We start from the raw sequence: 19,228 nt of genomic DNA, 5'->3' as shown, positions 1-19,228 counted from the left end.
GCATGCAATCAACAGAAAAATTAAGATTAGGAATTTTGGGTCTTGGTGAAGGACGGAGCACGATGTCAGCCGCTTTGCAAAGCGAGCACATCGATTTAGTGCAGATTTGTGATTTGAATGAAGAGCTCGGGCGTAAACGTATGAAAGAGTTTGACTTCCACAACTATACCTCACGGTATGAAGATCTTTTGCAAAATCAAGAAATCGAAGCCATCGCGATTTATACGCCTGATCATCTCCATGCCACGCACATCCGTTTGGCTTTGGAGCATGGCAAGCATGTAGTCTGCACCAAACCTTTTATTGATAATCTGGCCGATGCAAACGAACTCCTTACGCTGGCGAAAGAAAAAGGCAAGCGCGTTTTTGTGGGACAGAGCTCACGTTTTTTCGAGCCGGTAAAAAAGCAACGCCAAGACTTTGAAGCGGGATTGATTGGTGAGTTGATTACTATTGAAGGCTACTACCATGCGGATCACCGCTGGTTTTTGGATAAACCTTGGTCCTTGCAGTCCTCTTTCAAATGGTTGTATGGAGGCCTTAGCCATCCGGTCGATTTTATCCGCTGGTACCTGCCGAATATCGAGGAGGTCATGGGCTACGGTATGCTAAGTGCCAACGGGCAGAAGGGCGGACTGCAAAATGCCGATACCATGCACTTTATCTTTAAAGCTGAGGATGGCCGTATAGCACGTGTTAGTGGCGCCTACACTGGCCCAGTGCAACCCGTCACGCGCGATAGCGAAATGAGCTGTATCCTTCGCGGAACGGAAGGCTGTAGCCAGGCGGATTACATGGATCTGCGCTATGCGATCACCGACAAATCAGGCGAAGAGCGTATGTTGACTTGGGAGCATAAACTAAAGCATTATTTCCGCTTTGAAGGCAAAAGCCATCACGCAGGTGAATACCAAAACTACCTGGAATATTTCGGAGATGCCATCCGAAACAATACGCCCGCCTTCCCGGATATGAAAGAAGGAATCGGAACGATTGCGCTCTTGCAGGCCATGGATGAGTCGCTACGGACAGGAAAGCCCGTGCGCCCGAAAGACCTGCTTGAAAAATTTGGTGTCAACCTGTAAGCTATTATGAATAATATCCTTGATAAACTTACGATAGTCGACTACGGCATTGTGATCGTCTACCTGGTTGCGCTATTGGCAATTGGACTTTTTTCATCGCGCAACCGCGCGGAAGGTGCGGAGCACTTTCTGGCTGGAAAATCATTGAGCTGGTACAGTATAGGATTCAATATGTGGGCGACCAATGTAGGGCCTTCCATGTTGCTCGCCTTTGCTACAGTGGGCTACACATCCGGCATTGTAGCGGTGAATTTTGATTGGTACGCTTTCGTCTTTTTGTTCTTGCTGGCGGTCGTCTTTGCGCCCCGCTACATCGCATCGGGCGTGCGAACGCTGCCTGAGTTTATGGGCAAGCGCTTTGGCCCCGATACCCAGACCATCCTAGCCTGGTACTCCCTCGTAAAAATGCTGATCTCTTGGCTTTCGCTTGGTCTATTCGCCGGTGGCTTCTTGGTTCGCCAAATTTTGGGAATCCCGATGTGGCAATCGGTGACGGTGCTCGTCGCCCTGGCCGGAGTTTTCGCCTACACGGGCGGACTGCGTACCGTGGCTAAAATCAATATCTTCCAGATGATTCTGCTTATCGTTGTTTCTGCCCTGCTCACCTTCCTCGGACTATCAAAGATTGGCGGCATCGATGGGTTGATCGCGAATACACCGGATGGGTACTGGTCGTTGATCCGCCCGGCCAGCGATCCAGACTACCCTTGGTATGCTATCGCATTGGGCTACCCTGTAGCCGCTATCGCATTTTTCTGTACCGACCAAGCGATGGTACAGTCGGTATTAGGAGCGAAAAACCTTAAGCAAGGCCAATTGGGTGTGAACTTTATTGCCTGGCTGAAGATCTTGTCCCTACCACTGTTTATACTAACTGGTGTTATCTGTTATATTTTGTTTCCAGGGTTGGAAGATCCGTCACTAGCCTACATGACCATGGTCACCAACCTATTTCCTACAGGCTTGAACGGATTGGTCATCGTGGTTTTGATTGCAGTCCTTGTCGGAACCATCGGTTCATCGCTCAATTCATTGAGCACCGTGTTTACGATGGATATCTACCTGAAACATATCAACCCCGAGGCCGATAACCGCACCGTAACGCAAATAGGGCGCTACACCATTATCGTAGGCTGTCTGGCATCTGTGCTCGTGGCTATCGCCATCGATCAGATCAAAGGCCTCAATCTCTTTGACGTATTTCAATCTATCTTAGGCTTTATTGCGCCCCCTTTGGCGGTAATTTTTCTGTTGGCCGTGCTCTGGAAGCGCACCAATAAAGCTGCGGTAAATACACTCTTAACGTTTGGTGCTGTGCTAAGCCTCGGAACAGGCGTGCTCTACCTTTGGGTATTCCCGAAGGATGTGTACAGCTTCTGGCCGCATTACCTTATGCTTTCCTTTTACCTCTTCGTCGCACTACTAATCTTAGGGATCGTTATCTCCCTGCTTGTGGGCAAGTCGGAGTTTGAAAAGCAAAACCAAATGGCCTACCGTATTACCATAGAAAGACCCGCTCCCGCTGTTAAATGGGCATGGGGAATTCTGTTCGTCGTAATGGTTTGTCTATATTTATTCTTTAAATAACACACAACAATCAAATTTGATATCTACTACGCATATGGCAAATAAAATTCAACTAAAGGGCATTACATGGGGGCATAGCCGCGGCTTACTACCTATGTTGGCCACTGCGCAACGCTACGAAGAGCTACACCCAAATGTGGAGATTCTTTGGAAAAAGCGTACCCTCCAGGAATTTGCTGATAAATCTATTGAACAGCTCGCTACAGAGTACGATCTTTTGGTGATCGACCACCCTTGGACAGGACATGCTGCCGCCAAAAAGATTATCGCTCCATTTGACGATCATTTAGACGCAGCATACTTGGTTGATCAAAAAATAAATAGTGTAGGCCAGTCTTACCCCAGTTACAATTTCGAAGGAAAGCAGTGGGCACTTCCTATCGATGCAGCGACCCCTGTTGCGGCCAGTCGGCCAGATCTTTTAGCTTCGCTTGGAACACCACTTCCTAAAACATTTGCCGATGTATTAGCGCTAGCAGACCAAGGCCGAGTAGCTTTTTCTTTGCTACCTATCGATGTTTTAATGAGCTTCTATATGTTTTGCTGCTCTTTGGGCGAGGATCCCTGCCAACAGGAAGATGAAGTCATTAGCTCCGCTGTCGGTATCAAAGCTTTACAGCATTTTAAATCGTTAGCCGACCGTGTAGATGCAAGGTTTTATCAGAAAAACCCTTTCATGGTGTTTGAAGATATGGTGAATAATGATGAAATAGCCTACTGCCCATTTGCCTACGGTTATTCAAACTATGCACGGGAAGGATATGGGCGTAAGCTATTGCATTTTCACGACTTAGTAATCCTGCAAGGATCCGAGCCGATGACGAGCACCTTGGGTGGTGCCGGCTTAGCCATTTCTGCGGGCTGCAAGCACTTAGATATTGCGATGGACTACGCACAGTTTGTAGGCAGTCCAGACGTGCAAGCTACGTTATATGTGGAAAATGGCGGCCAACCCGGACATTTGAAAGCTTGGGAAAGTAGCGAAGTAAACCGACGCACGTCGAATTTCTTTCAGGATACCCTCCCTACATTACAACGCGCTTTCTTACGCCCACGCTATTTTGGCCATATGCATTTTCAGGATCATGCAGGCGATGTTGTCGTCGAATACTTGAAAAATGGGGGAGATGAGCAAAGCGTCCTGAATACGCTTAATGAGATGTATAAGCAATCACGATTAATGGAAGACCAGCATGGATAATAGACCACTGGAAGGCTTATTGGTATTGGAATTTGCCCAGTTTATGGCAGCTCCCACCGCAGGCTTGCGCTTGGCCGATCTAGGTGCGCGCGTCATCAAGATTGAACGTCCCATCAGCGGTGAAGCCGGTCGACAAATAGCGATCAAAAATATTTTTGTAGACCAGAGTAGTTTGGTCTTCCATACGATTAATCGGAATAAAGAATCTTATGCTGCGGATCTGAAAAGTGAGTCCGATCTGGCAACGATTCATGCCCTCATAAAAAAGGCAGATATTATAACGCATAACTTCCGACCGGGCGTGATGGAGAAGATTGGCCTCGACTATGAAGCCGTTCAAAAAATCAACCCGTCCATTATCTACGCTACCGTAACGGGGTACGGACAGGAAGGCCCTTGGGCTAAAAAACCAGGTCAGGATCTGCTTGTTCAGTCAGTATCGGGACTGACTTCGCTATCGGGCAGTGCAGCAGATAATCCCGTTCCATTCGGCTTGGCCGTAATCGATATGTATTGCGCAACGCACCTTACGCAAGGAATCTTGGCAGCACTACTGAAGCGCTCGCGCACGAAAAAAAGTGTACTTGTTGAGGTAAGCTTGTTGGAGTCTGCGTTAGATATGCAGTTTGAAGTATTAACCACCTATTTTAACGATGGTGGTAAATTGCCTCAACGATCGGCAACCCGCGGCGGCGGCCATGCTTATCTAAGCGCGCCCTATGGCGTGTATAAAACGGCAGATGGATTCTTGGCTTTGGCAATGGGCGACTTACCAAAAATTGCGGATGCATTAGGAATGCCAGGAGAAGCATATCTTGACAGGGCAACCTGGTTTAAAGAACGCGATACTATTATGCAAAGCCTAGGGCAAGTACTCGCTGCACAACCTACGAAAAGCTGGCTAGACAAACTGGAAGAGAGGGGGGTATGGTGTGCAGAAGTAAACAATTACCACGAGTTTTTTGCTGCGCAAGGTTTTACCGACGCGCAAATGTTGCAAGATATTGCGTTGCAGGATGGCAGCAGCCTGAAAACCACACGCAGCGTCTACAATATCGATGGAAAATACCTGTTCTCCAACAAACCAGCACCACGAGTGGGGCAGCATAATGAACAAATTCAAGCAGACTACCTAACACCGTAATATGTTACCACTAGCAGATTTTATTGTCGTAGACTTTAGCCAATTTCTTTCGGGTCCCTTGGCCAGTTTGCGCTTGGCCGATTTAGGTGCGCGGGTCATCAAAATAGAAAAACCTATTACCGGCGATATCTGTCGGCAGATGTACACTTCGGATACTATTTTAAACGGCACATCTACCGTATTCCATGCCATTAACAGAAATAAGGAAAGCATAGCCTTGGATATAAAAGATGATGCCGATCGGGCGATTATCCGCGATTTAATAGCGAAAGCCGATGTGGTTATGCACAATTTCCGCCCCGGCGTGATGGAAAGGCTGGGCTTTGACTATAGTCAGGTGCGCGAAATCAATCCCAATGTGGTGTATGCAGAAATTTCAGGCTATGGAAAACAAGGACCTTGGGCTAAAAAGCCAGGCCAAGATCTTTTGCTGCAATCGTTGACCGGGATGACCTGGCTTAGTGGCGATGCACCACATGGTCCTGTGCCAATGGGGCTTTCTATCGTCGACATGTTTGCCGGGATGAACTTGGCCAGCGCTATATTGGCCTGTTTGTACCGCCGCGCGGTGCAAAATATAGGTGCGCATGTGCAGGTGAGTATGTTAGACTCGGCCGTAGATATTCAATTTGAAGCAGTGACTACCTATTTCCGTGACGGCAAGCAGCTCCCGCAGCGTACCGAAGTAAGCAATGCGCACGCCTACTTAGCCGCTCCGTATGGCATCTATAAAACGGCAGATGGCTTCCTAGCACTGGCAATGGGTTCTATTCCGTTTTTATCGCAACTATTGGATTGTCCGGAATTAGCTGGCTTTGCCGATGGCGAGCAAGCATTTCAAGAGCGAAGAGCAATCAAGGAGATCTTAGCAAAACATCTGGCTACACAGCCTACCGCGTTTTGGTTAGCCATCCTCGAGGCTGCTGATATTTGGTGTGCCGATGTGCTGAATTGGGATCGGTTGACCGCACACGATGGATTTAAGGTGTTAGCAATGATACAGCGCGTCAGCATGGGGGATGGATTTTCCTATGATACCACACGATGCCCGATCCGCATTGATGGCGCGCGACTGGCAGCAACAAAGGGTTCGCCCGCATTAGGCGAGCATACAGAAAAAATAAAACAAGAGCTGTATGGTTAAGCTACGTTTTGCGGTACGCAAGTTTGATCCGTTTGAGCGGCATTTGGAAGCCTGTTGGGAAGCCTATCAGCAATCGACCGGTACGGCAGTAGAGATGGAGTTTGTTCCGATGGATCTCGAAGAGCTTTACAGCAGCCTATTCGAAAATAAAGGACTGCAAAATGGCGACTGGGACCTCGTTCACCTTAATACAGATTGGCTTGCGGAAGCCCATCAACATAACAGCATCCATGCCTTAGATCGCTTCGTAGATGAAAAATTGCCGGAAGGCGGCCTAACGGCATGGGCACCAAGTTTGATGGGCATGCAAACCTTTAACGGTGCATTGTATGGCTTGCCATTCCACGACGGACCAGAATGCCTTGTCTATCGGAAAGATCTTTTTGAAGCAGAAATAGAAAAGCAACATTTCAGCGAAAAGTACGGTCGTGCGCTTGCTGTACCGAGGAATTGGGAGGAGTTTCTACGGATCGCCCAATTTTTCAATAGGCCAAAGGAAAATCTCTACGGAAGTGTTTTTGCGGGCTATCCCGACGGGCACAATGCCGTGTTTGATTTTTGCTTGCAGCTGTGGTCACGCGGTGGCGAACTGCAAGACGCCGACGGAAAATTAGCGTTAGTCCAACATGCCGCGATTGAAGCGCTCGATTTTTATCGAAATCTTTTTCAGACGGCTGATGCCTTGCATCCAAAATCATTAACCTACGAATCCGTACAGGCGGGCGCAGCATTTGCCCGCGGCGAAGTGGCGATGATGGTAAACTGGTTTGGCTTCGCCTCATGGGCGCAAATAGATAAAGAATCCGCCGTCCGCGGCAAGGTCGATGTAGCGGCTATTCCTGCGCAAGAAGGATTAGAACCAGCATCATTAAACGTTTATTGGGTGTATGCGTTGCCCACCGGAAGTGCGCACAAAGCACTAGCCTACGATTTCTTAAATTTCGCCGTTTCTGCAGTGCAGGATAAAAACTTAACATTGGCGGGAGGTGTGGGCTGTCGCCGCAGTACTTGGGCCGATGCAGAAATTAATCAGCAGATCCATTTCTACGGAAAGTTAGAATCGTTACATGCGTCCGCGAAAACCCTTCCCCGTCTGGCAAATTGGCCTGTCATAGCCCATATTATTGATGAAATGGTTAATCTCGCTGTTCAAACAGCACGTCCGAGCGAAGAACTTTTACAAGAAGCACAAACGAAGATAAATTTATTGACATGATAGATATTCCTTACAAAGCAGTTTTACCGAAAACCATGTTGCCGATCGTTATCATTGGCGCTGGCGGCATTGTCAAAGATGCCCATTTACCTGCCTATAAAAAAGCCGGGTTTCAGGTGTATGGCATCGTCAACCGCACGAAATCCAAAGCCGAGGCGCTTGCAGATGAATTTGCTATACCCCATGTCTTTGATTCCGTAGCAGAGGCAGTTGCACAGGCGCCGGCAAATGCCGTATACGACATCACCATCATGCCAAGCCAATTTCTCGAAACCCTAGAAGCACTGCCAGATGGCGCTGCGGTATTGATCCAGAAGCCCATGGGCGATTATTTTCCGGAAAGCAAGGCAATCTTAGAGCTTTGTCAACGTAAAAACTTAGTTGCAGCTATTAACTGCCAACTGCGGCAGGCGCCCTTTGTCAATGCAGCCCGTTGGCTTATCGAGCAGGGGCATATCGGGGAGGTCTACGATATGGAAGTGCGCGTCACGCTGCATACACCTTGGAATTTATTTCCCCATGTTATGGTGCACCCGCGTTTGGAAATATTATACCATAGTGTGCATTATATTGATTTGATCCGGTCATTCTTAGGGAACCCTCAAAGCGTCTATGCAAAAACTTTAAAGCATCCCGCCAAAGCGTTATCATCAAGTCGTACTACGTTGTTATTTGATTACGGCAATACACTTCACGCCGTGGTAAACACGAATCACGATCACGACTTCGGCCCCGACCATCAAGAAAGCTTTATCAAATGGGAAGGTACAAAAGGCGCGATCAAAGCAAAAATGGGACTGTTAATGGATTACCCGCATGGCGTTCCCGATCAGTTTTCCTATTGCATCAAGTCCGCAGATGGTCAGTATGAATGGGTAGACTATCCGATAGAAGGGTCATGGTTTCCCGATGCTTTCATCGGCAGTATGGGCAGCCTGATGCGCTTCAAACTCGGGGAGATCGATACCTTGCCAGCCGCCGTAGAAGATGTTATTTACACGATGGCTGTCGTTGATGCCGCTTACAAAAGTAGCGCCAACGGAGGCGAAAAATTAGAGATATAGCGTAATTAAGTGGAGTATAGCATAATATTGTTTATACAATAAGTCACGAAGAGATACAACTTTGCAAAATCTATATCGACACTTTCAAACTTATCAATTTTGACTTTCCATTTGTTTTAACTTGTCACTTTTTAATTTTTACTTTTTTTACTTTTTAATTTTGACTTTTCACTTGTTTTGACTTCTAACTTTTCGATTTTTTTTACTTTTTAACCGAGCGTAGCGAGCTCATCGAAGATAATTTTAACTTTTTACTTTAAAAAATGCATTTCGAATCTATATTTTTTGAGGACTATACCTTAACAGATAAACGCGTCACCTTAGGACGCACCATCACCGAGACCGATTTCGTCGTACACGCAGGCCATACCGGCGATTTTTTTCCGCATCATATGGATGCCGAGTGGTGTAAAACACAACCCTTCGGCCAGCGGATAGCACACGGCACCATGATCTTCGCTATTGGTATCGGGTTAACATCTTCGGTCATCAATCCGGAAGCTTTTTCCAAGGGCTATGATCGCTTGCGCTTTGTGAAGCCCGTGTTCATTGGCGACACGATCCATGCCGAGGTCACGATCTCGGAAAAGGCCGACGCCAAAAATCCCGCATTTGGTACCGTCACGGAGCATGTAGAAATACGCAACCAACATGGAGAAGTGGTGCTTGTCGCCGATCATATTTTGCTTGCTAAACGAAAAGAGGCAGGTTCTTAACACCATTTGTAATCCACGAAAAACCTAGACTTATGCACGTCAATACCCACGAGCCCGCGCCCATCGACCATCACTCCTCGAGAGGCTATCTCTTTCCGTTTATATTGGTGGTATGCCTATTCTTTTTATGGGGTATGGCACACAACCTTAACGGTGTTCTTATTCCCCATCTAAAAAAGGCATGTCAGTTAGATAATAGTCAATCCGCGTTGGTCGATACCTCGGTGTTCTTCGCCTATTTCGTGATGGCACTACCCGCCGGGTTTTTATTGCGAAAGTGGGGCTATAAAGCCTCTATCATTGTCGGGCTTCTCGCTTTCTCGCTAGGCGCTTTCCTGTTTATTCCAGCCGCGAATCTACGCATGTATGAACTATTCTTACTGGCGCTGTTTATCATAGGATGTGGACTAGCGGTGTTAGAAACCGCCGCTAATCCTTATGCAGCCGTGCTAGGGCCAGCGAATTCGGCCACACATCGGCTAAATTTGGCCGCCTCATTTAACGGCTTAGCGGCTATGATAGCACCCATCATCGGCACCATGTTTATTTTATCCGGTAAAAGTTATTCACCCGAGCAGATGGAGGCCATGGGCGAAGCCGCGCGCTTAAACTACCTTGCCGAGGAGGCCGCTTCCGTAAAGTTGCCCTACCTTATTTTAGGCCTGGTATTGCTCATCATCGCCATCATCTTTGTGTTCGTCAAGCTGCCCGAAATAAAAGATGCCGAGGAATCTGAAACAAGGCAAAAAACTGGACTGTTTGCCGCGTTACGGCACCGGCACTTGGCTTATGCCGTGGTTGCCCAGTTTTTCTATGTGGGCGCGCAGGTGTGCGTCACCAGCTTCTTTATACGCATGGCCCAGCAAGGGGCGGGCGTGGATGAAAAGACTGCTGGTTATTATCTTGGCGTCTATGGTCTTTTGTTTATGGCAGGTCGCTTCGTGGGCACATTTTTGCTGCGCTATACCACCGCTAGTAGGTTGCTATCGCTTTATGCGTTTATCGCTATCCTTTTAGCCGCTGTAGCAATTTTCGGATCGGGAATGGTCGTGCTGTATGCGCTCGGCGGTTTGGGATTCTTTATGTCCATTATGTTTCCGACGATATTCTCGTTAGGCATTGTCGGACTTGGGAGAGACACCAAGCAGGGATCTTCTTGGCTGATTATGTCTATCGTAGGCGGAGCAATCTTTCCTTTTTTAACGGGAGGAATCATTGATTTTGCGCATGATGATACGCAGGTTGGCTATGTTGTGCCCCTGGTTTGTTATGCGGTGATATTATGGTATGCTCTTAAAGGGTCAAAGCCGGCTGCAATAGTGCAGTCGCTTTAATTAGCTCGGCTACTAGACTTGAAGTTGAGACTTACAAAAGCCTGCAAACGAAATGTTTGCAGGCTTTTGTGTTGTAAGGAAATCGATTTTGAATATGGTCTGAAAGTCTATCGAAGCGCTGTTTGGCAGATCTGGGGATTCACCTCCATATCAAACTACCCTCATCTAAGCAAGACGCAATGCTTTTTTATAATCGTACTTATCATACTTGCTTACCTTCTCTTCCTTGTGAAGGGCAATCAGGTCATTCTTCAGCTGAACTTTCAGCCAAATATCCACCGGGGTATGGAAGAACCGCGAAAACTTCATCGCAAGTTCGATATTAAAGGCACGCTGTCCGCGCAGATACTTGTTTAGGTTAGAGGTATCTGTATCAAGTAAACCTGCGAACTGGCTTCTATTCAATCCCAGCACCTTACAGAATTCAGATACAAAGTATTCAATGGTAAAGACCTCACCAGAAGCCGCCTCCTCCCGTTGCAGATATTCCTCCAAACGGTAAAGCACGGACAGCATCTCATTGCGGACCCTTCGTTCAGTAGAACGCTGGCCTGCCAGCTCATTTGCATGTGAGCGGATCAAGTCCTTTTGTTCCTTGTCCAGCTTGTGACCATCGCTCGGTGGGATGGTCATACTGAAATCTTTCGTTTTATCTTTGACGATACTCATAGTAATAATCTATTGTTGACCTTTATCGGTCAGATAGCGTTCAATCAGTAACTCCCCAAATTCGTCATAGATGACCATAACATTCGAGTCACCCATGCGCTTAGCATTATATTTGGAGGAATAGAGAGCCATCAGTCTGACCTCATCTTCCTCATGTTGCTCAGCAACTACGAAATGTAGCATTCCCTTATAATCTCCCACTCCCCCTGATCAGGCTCTGCTTAAAAGCATAAGCAATCAAACATCCGGCAACATGGTCATGCTTCTTTTCATCTCCTTTATTGTGCGGAGCAACTTCTACAAATGCCATATATGGCACCATCTTGTCGACTAACTGAAAGATCAGACAACCCTCTATCACCTCGGGCGAATCTTCCCTGACCAAAATATAGGCCGTAGCATGTTTAAGGGCTTTCAGCTGTTTTCTAAAATCAAACCTCCAGCCATCCTGCAGACTTGGCATCTGCGCGAGGCTTCCCTGTTTGATTACCGCATCCGCCTTTTCATTTGTCGCTAGGACAATAATTTGAATTGTCATTTTGTGTTATATGCATATAGCAGATTAACTTTTTATAGAAATAAAGATACGAAATAAAAATCAGAATTGGTACAATCTGTACCAATTTTTGTTTTAGTGATGAGTTGATAATTCTAAATTGCAAAGGAAACACCCGCGGAAAGAGGATATCCAAATTGGCAGTGCCCAGAAATAAATCCGGTAACTTTGAAGATAAGGCCACCAAAGTATCAATCACAGCATTTCCAAATATCTTCCTCTTTTGAACACCAATGCCTCTGCGCAAAAGACTATCGAAAATATCGCATCAACAAAATGTCCCAACACATTGTTTGCAATTCGCGATTTGCAAATCGCAAAATAAAATACTAACTCCAAATATCTTCCTCTTTTGAACACCAATGCCTCTGCGCAAAAGACTATCGAAAATATCGCATCAACAAAATGTCCCAACACATTGTTTGCAATTCGCGATTTGCAAATCGCAAAATAAAATACTAACTTTATTCTATGAGGCGCAAACATAATGGCATGAGGCCACAGGATATCGTTATCCTGCTCAAGATCACAACAATGTATAGCGATGATTGGCTTTTAAAAGATTTAGCCAATTCGCTATATATCAGCAATTCCGAGGTTTCTGAATCATTGGAAAGAAGTGTATATGCCAATTTGATTGATTTCGAGAAGCGCAACGTCCATCGGCGGAACTTGCTGGATTTTCTTATTCACGGAATAAAATATGTGTTTCCGGCACAAGCAGGAATATTGACAAGAGGGGTGCCTACAGCGCATTCACATCCCTTTATGCAATCTTTTATTAGTAGCGAACAGGCTTATGTCTGGCCGTCTTCTTTCGGCTCGGTGTTGGGGCAGGCCATAGAACCTTTCTACGCCAATCAGGTCAAAGCCATTGCAGAAGATGAAGAACTATACCGATTGCTCGCCCTAGTGGACGTGATCAGGGTGGGCAAAATTCGTGAAAAAGCCGTGGCAGAAAAAGAGTTGAAAGAACTATTAGCCCATGTCAAATCATACTAATATCGTAAGGATCAAAGCCGTAAACAATGCGCTACGAGAGTTACGTGACCATGTGGTCTTCGTAGGAGGAGCAACAATATCTTTATATGCCGACCGGCCTGTCCTTGAGGTGAGACCCACTGATGATATTGATGTGATTGTTGAGATACTTGACTACAAACAGCGTCAAAAATTGGAAGAACGGCTGAGAGCGATCGGTTTTTCAAATGATGTCGAATCGGGTGTAATCTGTCGATTCAAAATCAGAGGTATCACCGTAGACATTATGCCCACAGATGATCCATCTATAGGGTTCCACAATAAATGGTACCCAAAGGGTTATGAGCATGCCGAAAATTATACGCTTGATAACGATCAGACAATACGAATTTTGACAGCCCCCTATTTTCTCGCAACAAAGCTGGAAGCTTTCAAAGGACGCGGCGGAGGAGATGGCCGATTGAGCCATGATTTTGAAGACATTGTCTTTGTATTGGAAAACAGGGAAAAACTTTGGGAGGACCTGGAAACTTGTGATGATGGAGTAAAAGCATATCTGGTCGCTGAATTCTCAGCACTCATGGACAATCCCCATATCTATGAGTGGATAGATAGCCACGTCGAGCGTGGAAATATCCGCCCTCAAACTTCAACAATCATTGATAATATAAAAACTTGGCTAGACAAGTCTATAGACAACTAAGAAAAGTTTTTATCTTGGTCTATTCCGACTTGAATTTAACGTCCAGCGATACTGTCATTTGTCGTAAATGTTTGCTGTCCTATCCCTCTCTATATCTTCCTTTCGCATGAAGCATGTCAATATCTTATAATACCTAGAGAAAATATCATAGATACAAAATAAGCATTTCAAGTATGTTTGTAGTTGGTGCCATGCATAAATCGATGAGTCGTGTGCGACGCTAATGTAGCTGATAACCTATGTCAAAGGGAAGATACTGCAAGGATACTTCATGCAGGCATTGCTATCGTCAAAGTGAACATTGAATCCAATTTGTGCTTTCCATAAAATGAAAAATTAAGCGGTATGAAAGGGTGCTCAAAAGGAACCATGCTCATCCGTTTACGCATGCAAATAAAATAGAGGAATGAAAAAACTAATCTTAACCATCGGCTGTGTATTGACCACCGTCTTATTGTTTGCTCAAAATAAAGCTACTTGGATCTGGTATCCGGGAGATTTTGAGGTATGGCTGGGCAATGATATGCAAAACAGGCGAACAGAACGGGGCACATTTTTTCCTCCTTTTTGGAAGATGGATAGCCATTATGTGCTGGTGGAATTTCATAAAGAATTTGATCTACAGCAAGCCGAAGAGATTAAAATCCATGCCGAGGGCAAATACAATGTAAAGGTAAACGGCAAGATGCTCCCCGGCATGCCAGGCAGCCTAAAGCTGGAGAAAGGAAAGCAAAAAATCAATGTTAAAGTATATAATCAGGCAAAGGTGCCTGCTTTGTTCGTGGAAGGGAAGCAGGTAAATACAGATAAGGACTGGTTAGTAACGTTTGAAGATAAAGAGTGGATCGATGAAACAGGGAAAGCTTCTGATCAATCCGGCACCACCTATGTCAAAGCAGGCTATTGGAATTTCCAAAATTCGGCACAGCGACCATCGACGTTTAAGCTGCCCACGCGCTACGAGGAATCCGTAGCCAGCACGAAGCAAGGCAAAGGATCGCTCATAGACTTTGGCAAAAATACCTTTGGTTTTCTAACACTACATCAATTAAAGGGAAACGGAGAGCTGAATATTTACTATGGCGAATCCAAGGAGGAAGCACTCGCTACCACGACCTGCGAAACGCTGGATCTGCTCAGCATCAACCAACAATCTGCACAAGATAGCACCCTCGATTTGTCGAAAGCATTCCGTTACGTATACATCGAACCCAAAGGCAATGTATCATTTGATAAGGTTTCGATGGAGTACGAATACCTTCCGGTAGAAGACCGCGGCACATTCAAAAGCTCAGATGAGGAGCTGAACAAGATCTGGGAAGTAGCAAAGTATACGATGGAGCTTACCTCCAGAGAATTTTATATCGATGGCATTAAGCGTGACCGTTGGATTTGGAGTGGCGACGCCTACCAATCATATGCCATGAACTACTATCTGGGTTTTGATTCGGAAACGGTAAAGCGTACTATTTTGGCGCTGCGAGGAAAAGAACCTACCATGAGCCATATCAATACCATCATGGATTACACCTTTTATTGGTTTTTAAGTATTTACGATTACTACCAATATACCGGGGATAAGGAGTTTATTGCAAACGTATACCCGCGCATGCAATCGCTGATGCAATTTTGTTTAGATCGCCGTAATGCCGACGGATTGATGGAAGGGTTATCAGGCGACTGGGTGTTTATCGATTGGGCGGATGGCCTGAGCAAACAAGGCGAAGTAAGTTTTGAGCAGTTGCTACTGTGCCGTAGCCTAGAGACCATGGCACTCTGCGCAGAACTGCTGGATGAGTCAGCTGATAAAGCGCAGTACGCGAAAGAAGCGGCACAGCTGAAAGGAAAAATCTTTGACTATTATTGGAACGAACAAAAAGGTGCCTTCGCGCACAGTAGGGTTGCAGGTAAGCAGACAGATCAGGTAACACGCTACACCAATATGTTCGCGATTTTCTTTGACTACCTTTCTGCCAATCAGCAAAAGGCGGTGAAAGACAAAGTTTTATTAAACGATGCTATCCAAAAAATCATGACACCTTACATGCGCTACTACGAGTTGGAAGCACTGTGTGCGCTCGGTGAGAAAGATTACGTGATGAGCGAAATGAAAAGTTACTGGGGAGGGATGTTGAAGCTCGGTGCAACAACTTTTTGGGAAGAATATAATCCCGACAAGAAGGGAGCCGAGCATTACGCCATGTATGGACGCGAGTTTGGAAAAAGCCTCTGCCACTCTTGGGGAGCCAGTCCGATCTACCTCTTAGGAAAATACTATCTGGGCGTAGAGCCTACCGCCGCCGGTTACGAGCGGTATACCATTAATCCCTACCTCGCGTCACTACAGTGGATGGAAGGAAAAGTACCGACACCGGCCGGGGAAATAGAACTGGCCGTGTCCAAGAAAAAGATAACGGTGAAATCACCTATCGGAACGGGCACGCTACAGCTGAAGAGCAAAGTTACCCCGCGTTGCAAGCAAGGGAAAGTGGTAAAGACCGGGAAAGATCAGTACAGCATTGAGTTGAAAAAAGATACTACTTATGAAGTGCATTATGAGGCGTAAGGTATACAATTGTTTGACGATAGCGCTCAGCCTATTTTGCGCCAACTCCTTTGTACAAGCGCAAACAGTGGATGGAAAGCCCGCGGTTATCCCGCCGGTTCCGGATGGGAAAATCGCTTCAGCTTGGGAAAACCCCATGATTACTTCCATCAACCGCGATCCTGCTCGTGCTACCGCCTATTCCTATGCCAGCGTAGAAGCGGCCTTAAAAAATGACCGCGAAAAAAACGACAGGTTACTTTTTTTAAATGGCGAATGGGATTTTAAATTTGTTTACAAGCCGGCCGACGCGCCCAAGGATTTCCATCTTGCTGATGTGAAAGGCTGGGATAAAATACAGGTACCCTCCAATTGGGAGATGAAAGGCTACGATATTCCGATCTATCGATCGGCCGTTTATCCGTTCCAGCCTATTGATCCGCCGCGTATTCCAACAGATTACAACGCTGTAGGTTCTTATCAACGCAGTTTTGACCTGCCCAAAGCTTGGGATGGTATGAATGTCACATTACATTTCGGTGGGGTTATTTCCGCTTATCACCTGTGGGTGAACGATACCTATGTAGGCTATGCGGAAGATTCCTGCTTGCCTTCCGAATTCAATGTTACGCCGTACCTCCAGTCGGGTAAAAACCGAATCTCTTTGCAGGTTATCCGCTGGAGCGATGCCTCATACCTCGAAGATCAAGATCATTGGCGTATGAGCGGGATACATCGTGAAGTGTTTCTGATGGCTGAACCGAAAGTGCGGATTGCTGATTTTCATTGGCAAGCGAAGCTCGATGAAAATCACCATGATGCGACATTCTCGTTGCGTCCTAAAATAGATAACTTCTCTGGCGATAGTATAGGTGGCTATGTCGTGAAGGCGCAGCTTTATGACGCCGCTGGTAAGCCGACCCTGAAAGACGACTTCCAGAAAGATGCCGATCAGATCTTCAATGAAATCTATCCAAGACTAGACAATGTAAAATTTGGTCTCTTGGAAACAGCGATTTCGAACCCTAAAAAATGGTCAACTGAAGATCCGAATCTTTACACACTGGTGATTAGCTTATACGATAAAGAAAAGAACCTTTTAGAAGCCAAAAGTTGTCAGGTTGGATTTCGCGATATTGTCTTTTCACCAACCAATGGAAAATTGCTGATCAATGGCAAACAAACCTACCTCTACGGCGTGAATAGGCATGATCACCATCCCAAGCGTGGAAAAGCATTGACACGCGAAGATATGGAAGCCGATATCCGGCAGATCAAGCAATTCAATTTCAACGCCCTCCGTACCTCACATTACCCGAATGATCCATACATCTATGAACTATGCGATCGCTATGGGCTAATGGTGATGGACGAAGCAAATCTGGAAACGCATGGCCTCGGTGGTAAATTAATGAATGATCCGGTATGGTTGGCCGCACATATGGAGCGTGTAACACGCATGCTAGAGCGCGATAAAAATCATCCGTCCATCGTCATCTGGTCGTTGGGCAATGAATCGGGCCGCGGCCCGACGACGGCAGCCATGGCGGCTTGGATCCACGATTTCGATATCACCCGTCCGGTGCACTACGAGCCGGCAATGGGTAGCCACCAATTGCCTGGTTACATTGACCCTTCTGATCCGCGCTATCCGAAATCCAACGATCATTCCCACCGGATACAAAACATAAAAGACCAATACTATGTAGATATGGTATCGCGTTTCTATCCTGGTGTATTCACGCCTGAACTGCTCCTAAACCAACAGAATGGCGATAACAGGCCTATCTTGTTTGTTGAGTATTCACATTCCATGGGAAACTCGACTGGCAACATTAAAGATTTTTGGGACATCTTCCGCGCACATCCTCGTTTAATCGGAGGCTTTATTTGGGACTACAAAGACCAAGCACTTATTCGGAAAGATAGTGTGTATGGAGAAGTCCTCGCCTATGGTGGCGATTTCGGAGAAAAAATTCACAACGGCTCTTTTAGCTTAAATGGTATCGTGGATGCATGGAACAGACCCAAGGCCGCCATGTGGGAAAACAAGCGTATCTACCAAGCTGCCGAAGTAATGTTACTCAATGCGTCAGACGCACGTGTCCGCATAAAAAACCGATCCAGTTTGCTAAACCTCGACCATTACCAAGCTATACTTCTAATTCGTGAAAATGGACAGGTAATCCGGGAAGTTAGTTTGCCCGCTATCAACTTGGCCGCCAGCGATTCGGTAGAGCTATCTCTATCGCCCCATATCTCCATAAAAAGAAACAGTGGAAAAGACTACCAGCTTGATCTGCAATTTCGGCTGAAGCAAGAGGAAGCTTGGGCACCTAAAGGTTTTGTGGTATCATCGTCTCAGCTTAATTGGCAACAAGTGGATGGTTGGCATCTTACAAAAGTAGAGAAGCCAAAGACCATCGAGCTGCAGGAACAAGATAGCGTTTATCAGGTCGTCGGGAAAGATTTTACGGCTACGTTCAACAAAAAATCAGGAGCACTGACGCAGATGTTATATAAGAACGAACACATGGTTAATAAAGCGTTGTTGCCTAACTTTACCAGACCAGCAACCGATAATGAACGCCGCGGATGGAAGCCCCACGTGAAACTTAAATATTGGTACAAGGATGTGGCATTGAAACATACGATGGCGGCAAAGCATGCCGATAGCATTACCGTAGAGAGCAACTACAGCTTGCCGGGAGATTCTGCTCAGGTAAACATACGCTATACCGTACACAGCGACGCGATAATCACCGTTGATTATCACCTGCAAACCAACCATCCCCTACCTAATATTCCGAAGGTGGGTATGCAGCTGGGGATCAACCCAACGTTCGAACATATCCAATACTATGGATTGGGCGATATGGAAAACTATCCAGATAGAGCCTACGGCTTTGACTTGGGTGTGTACAGTAGTTCCCTCGACGATTTTATGGAACCGTACCTATATCCGCAGGAAAATGGCAACCGTATGGAAGTGCGTTGGTTCCGTTTGCAGAACAAAAAATATGGTTTGCTCGTAGAAGGCAAGCAGCCGCTACAAATGGGCGCTTGGCCATTCTCACAAAAACAAATCAGCCAAACAAAGCACTGGTATAAGTTAAAGAAAGAGGATAGCATCACCCTCAATATCGATCTTTTACAAATGGGTGTAGGTGGCAACGACACCTGGACAGATGTGTCGCAGCCTTTAGAGCAGTACCAGATTCCGGCGAAAGAATACCGTTATTCATTCCGGTTAAAACCGTTTGAAGTGAGCAAAAAGTGAGAT

Annotated in this window: 16 protein-coding genes; 13 read left to right on the top strand and 3 right to left on the bottom strand. The window is 46.1% G+C overall.

Annotated elements, in window-relative coordinates; genetic code table 11:
• The first annotated feature begins 2 nt into the window (after nucleotides 1-2).
• The 9 genes from DI53_RS05820 (at nucleotide 3) to fucP (ending at nucleotide 10,491) form a co-directional block, all read left to right on the top strand.
• Nucleotides 3-1,085, top strand: a complete 1,083-nt coding sequence (locus DI53_RS05820; RefSeq protein WP_037496574.1) for a Gfo/Idh/MocA family protein — start codon at nucleotides 3-5, stop codon at nucleotides 1,083-1,085.
• 6 nt (nucleotides 1,086-1,091) lie between these two features.
• Nucleotides 1,092-2,672, top strand: a complete 1,581-nt coding sequence (locus tag DI53_RS05815) for a sodium:solute symporter family transporter (RefSeq protein ID WP_037496572.1) — start codon at nucleotides 1,092-1,094, stop codon at nucleotides 2,670-2,672.
• A 34-nt stretch (nucleotides 2,673-2,706) separates the two neighbouring features.
• Nucleotides 2,707-3,873, top strand: a complete 1,167-nt coding sequence (locus DI53_RS05810; RefSeq protein ID WP_037496571.1) for an ABC transporter substrate-binding protein — start codon at nucleotides 2,707-2,709, stop codon at nucleotides 3,871-3,873.
• A complete protein-coding gene (locus DI53_RS05805) occupies nucleotides 3,866-5,017 on the top strand; it encodes a CaiB/BaiF CoA transferase family protein (protein ID WP_037496570.1) in 1,152 nt (383 codons plus the stop codon). Before DI53_RS05810 ends, DI53_RS05805 begins: the two co-directional genes overlap by 8 nt.
• Before the next feature lies 1 nt (nucleotide 5,018).
• A complete protein-coding gene (locus DI53_RS05800; protein WP_037496569.1) occupies nucleotides 5,019-6,161 on the top strand; it encodes a CaiB/BaiF CoA transferase family protein in 1,143 nt (380 codons plus the stop codon).
• Complete coding sequence (locus tag DI53_RS05795; protein ID WP_037496567.1) at nucleotides 6,154-7,377, top strand: extracellular solute-binding protein; 1,224 nt, start codon at nucleotides 6,154-6,156, stop codon at nucleotides 7,375-7,377. The genes DI53_RS05800 and DI53_RS05795 overlap by 8 nt, the downstream gene beginning before the upstream one ends.
• Complete coding sequence (locus DI53_RS05790) at nucleotides 7,374-8,441, top strand: Gfo/Idh/MocA family protein (RefSeq protein ID WP_241462380.1); 1,068 nt, start codon at nucleotides 7,374-7,376, stop codon at nucleotides 8,439-8,441. Before DI53_RS05795 ends, DI53_RS05790 begins: the two co-directional genes overlap by 4 nt.
• 263 nt (nucleotides 8,442-8,704) lie before the next feature.
• Nucleotides 8,705-9,157, top strand: a complete 453-nt coding sequence (locus DI53_RS05785; protein WP_037496566.1) for a MaoC family dehydratase — start codon at nucleotides 8,705-8,707, stop codon at nucleotides 9,155-9,157.
• 32 nt (nucleotides 9,158-9,189) lie between these two features.
• The gene (gene fucP / locus DI53_RS05780) at nucleotides 9,190-10,491 is read left to right on the top strand and encodes an L-fucose:H+ symporter permease (protein WP_037496565.1); all 1,302 of its coding nucleotides are present in this window, start codon (nucleotides 9,190-9,192) and stop codon (nucleotides 10,489-10,491) included.
• A 165-nt stretch (nucleotides 10,492-10,656) separates the two neighbouring features.
• Here the strand turns inward: fucP and DI53_RS05775 are convergent, their stop codons facing one another.
• Genes DI53_RS05775 through DI53_RS05770 form a run of 3 tightly spaced genes read right to left on the bottom strand, consistent with a single transcriptional unit; the run spans nucleotide 10,657 to nucleotide 11,698 of the window.
• Nucleotides 10,657-11,160, bottom strand: a complete 504-nt coding sequence (locus tag DI53_RS05775; protein WP_052072112.1) for a helix-turn-helix transcriptional regulator — start codon at nucleotides 11,158-11,160, stop codon at nucleotides 10,657-10,659.
• Between the two features lie 9 nt (nucleotides 11,161-11,169).
• Entirely contained in the window at nucleotides 11,170-11,343 is a 174-nt protein-coding gene (locus DI53_RS20255; RefSeq protein WP_157836749.1) for a hypothetical protein, read from the bottom strand.
• A 4-nt stretch (nucleotides 11,344-11,347) separates the two neighbouring features.
• Nucleotides 11,348-11,698, bottom strand: coding sequence for a hypothetical protein (locus DI53_RS05770; protein WP_052072108.1), 351 nt, complete (start codon nucleotides 11,696-11,698; stop codon nucleotides 11,348-11,350).
• Nucleotides 11,699-12,187: 489 nt separating this feature from the next.
• Between DI53_RS05770 and DI53_RS05760 the strand changes: the two genes are divergently transcribed.
• The 4 genes from DI53_RS05760 (at nucleotide 12,188) to DI53_RS05745 (ending at nucleotide 19,225) form a co-directional block, all read left to right on the top strand.
• Nucleotides 12,188-12,718, top strand: coding sequence for a hypothetical protein (locus DI53_RS05760; protein ID WP_052072105.1), 531 nt, complete (start codon nucleotides 12,188-12,190; stop codon nucleotides 12,716-12,718).
• Nucleotides 12,702-13,400, top strand: a complete 699-nt coding sequence (locus DI53_RS05755; protein WP_052072103.1) for a nucleotidyl transferase AbiEii/AbiGii toxin family protein — start codon at nucleotides 12,702-12,704, stop codon at nucleotides 13,398-13,400. The genes DI53_RS05760 and DI53_RS05755 overlap by 17 nt, the downstream gene beginning before the upstream one ends.
• Before the next feature lie 406 nt (nucleotides 13,401-13,806).
• Nucleotides 13,807-15,966 carry an alpha-L-rhamnosidase-related protein gene (locus DI53_RS05750; protein ID WP_037496561.1) on the top strand — a complete coding sequence of 720 codons (2,160 nt, stop codon included), beginning with the start codon at nucleotides 13,807-13,809 and terminating at the stop codon, nucleotides 15,964-15,966.
• The gene (locus DI53_RS05745; RefSeq protein WP_037496556.1) at nucleotides 15,956-19,225 is read left to right on the top strand and encodes a glycoside hydrolase family 2 TIM barrel-domain containing protein; all 3,270 of its coding nucleotides are present in this window, start codon (nucleotides 15,956-15,958) and stop codon (nucleotides 19,223-19,225) included. The genes DI53_RS05750 and DI53_RS05745 overlap by 11 nt, the downstream gene beginning before the upstream one ends.
• The last annotated feature ends 3 nt before the right edge of the window (nucleotides 19,226-19,228 follow it).

This window comes from Sphingobacterium deserti (genome assembly GCF_000757725.1).
GTDB lineage: Bacteria > Bacteroidota > Bacteroidia > Sphingobacteriales > Sphingobacteriaceae > Sphingobacterium > Sphingobacterium deserti.
This window is presented reverse-complemented; position numbering and strand designations above follow the sequence as displayed.

Coding starts and splice junctions, on each gene's coding strand:
- DI53_RS05785 (WP_037496566.1), top strand. CDS start 8,705: ATGCATTTCGAATCTATATTTTTTGAGGACTATACCTTAACAGATAAA.
- DI53_RS05775 (WP_052072112.1), bottom strand. CDS start 11,160: ATGAGTATCGTCAAAGATAAAACGAAAGATTTCAGTATGACCATCCCA.
- DI53_RS20255 (WP_157836749.1), bottom strand. CDS start 11,343: ATGCTACATTTCGTAGTTGCTGAGCAACATGAGGAAGATGAGGTCAGA.
- DI53_RS05745 (WP_037496556.1), top strand. CDS start 15,956: ATGAGGCGTAAGGTATACAATTGTTTGACGATAGCGCTCAGCCTATTT.
- DI53_RS05755 (WP_052072103.1), top strand. CDS start 12,702: ATGTCAAATCATACTAATATCGTAAGGATCAAAGCCGTAAACAATGCG.
- fucP (WP_037496565.1), top strand. CDS start 9,190: ATGCACGTCAATACCCACGAGCCCGCGCCCATCGACCATCACTCCTCG.
- DI53_RS05820 (WP_037496574.1), top strand. CDS start 3: ATGCAATCAACAGAAAAATTAAGATTAGGAATTTTGGGTCTTGGTGAA.
- DI53_RS05800 (WP_037496569.1), top strand. CDS start 5,019: ATGTTACCACTAGCAGATTTTATTGTCGTAGACTTTAGCCAATTTCTT.
- DI53_RS05815 (WP_037496572.1), top strand. CDS start 1,092: ATGAATAATATCCTTGATAAACTTACGATAGTCGACTACGGCATTGTG.
- DI53_RS05770 (WP_052072108.1), bottom strand. CDS start 11,698: ATGACAATTCAAATTATTGTCCTAGCGACAAATGAAAAGGCGGATGCG.
- DI53_RS05805 (WP_037496570.1), top strand. CDS start 3,866: ATGGATAATAGACCACTGGAAGGCTTATTGGTATTGGAATTTGCCCAG.
- DI53_RS05795 (WP_037496567.1), top strand. CDS start 6,154: ATGGTTAAGCTACGTTTTGCGGTACGCAAGTTTGATCCGTTTGAGCGG.
- DI53_RS05750 (WP_037496561.1), top strand. CDS start 13,807: ATGAAAAAACTAATCTTAACCATCGGCTGTGTATTGACCACCGTCTTA.
- DI53_RS05790 (WP_241462380.1), top strand. CDS start 7,374: ATGATAGATATTCCTTACAAAGCAGTTTTACCGAAAACCATGTTGCCG.
- DI53_RS05810 (WP_037496571.1), top strand. CDS start 2,707: ATGGCAAATAAAATTCAACTAAAGGGCATTACATGGGGGCATAGCCGC.
- DI53_RS05760 (WP_052072105.1), top strand. CDS start 12,188: ATGAGGCGCAAACATAATGGCATGAGGCCACAGGATATCGTTATCCTG.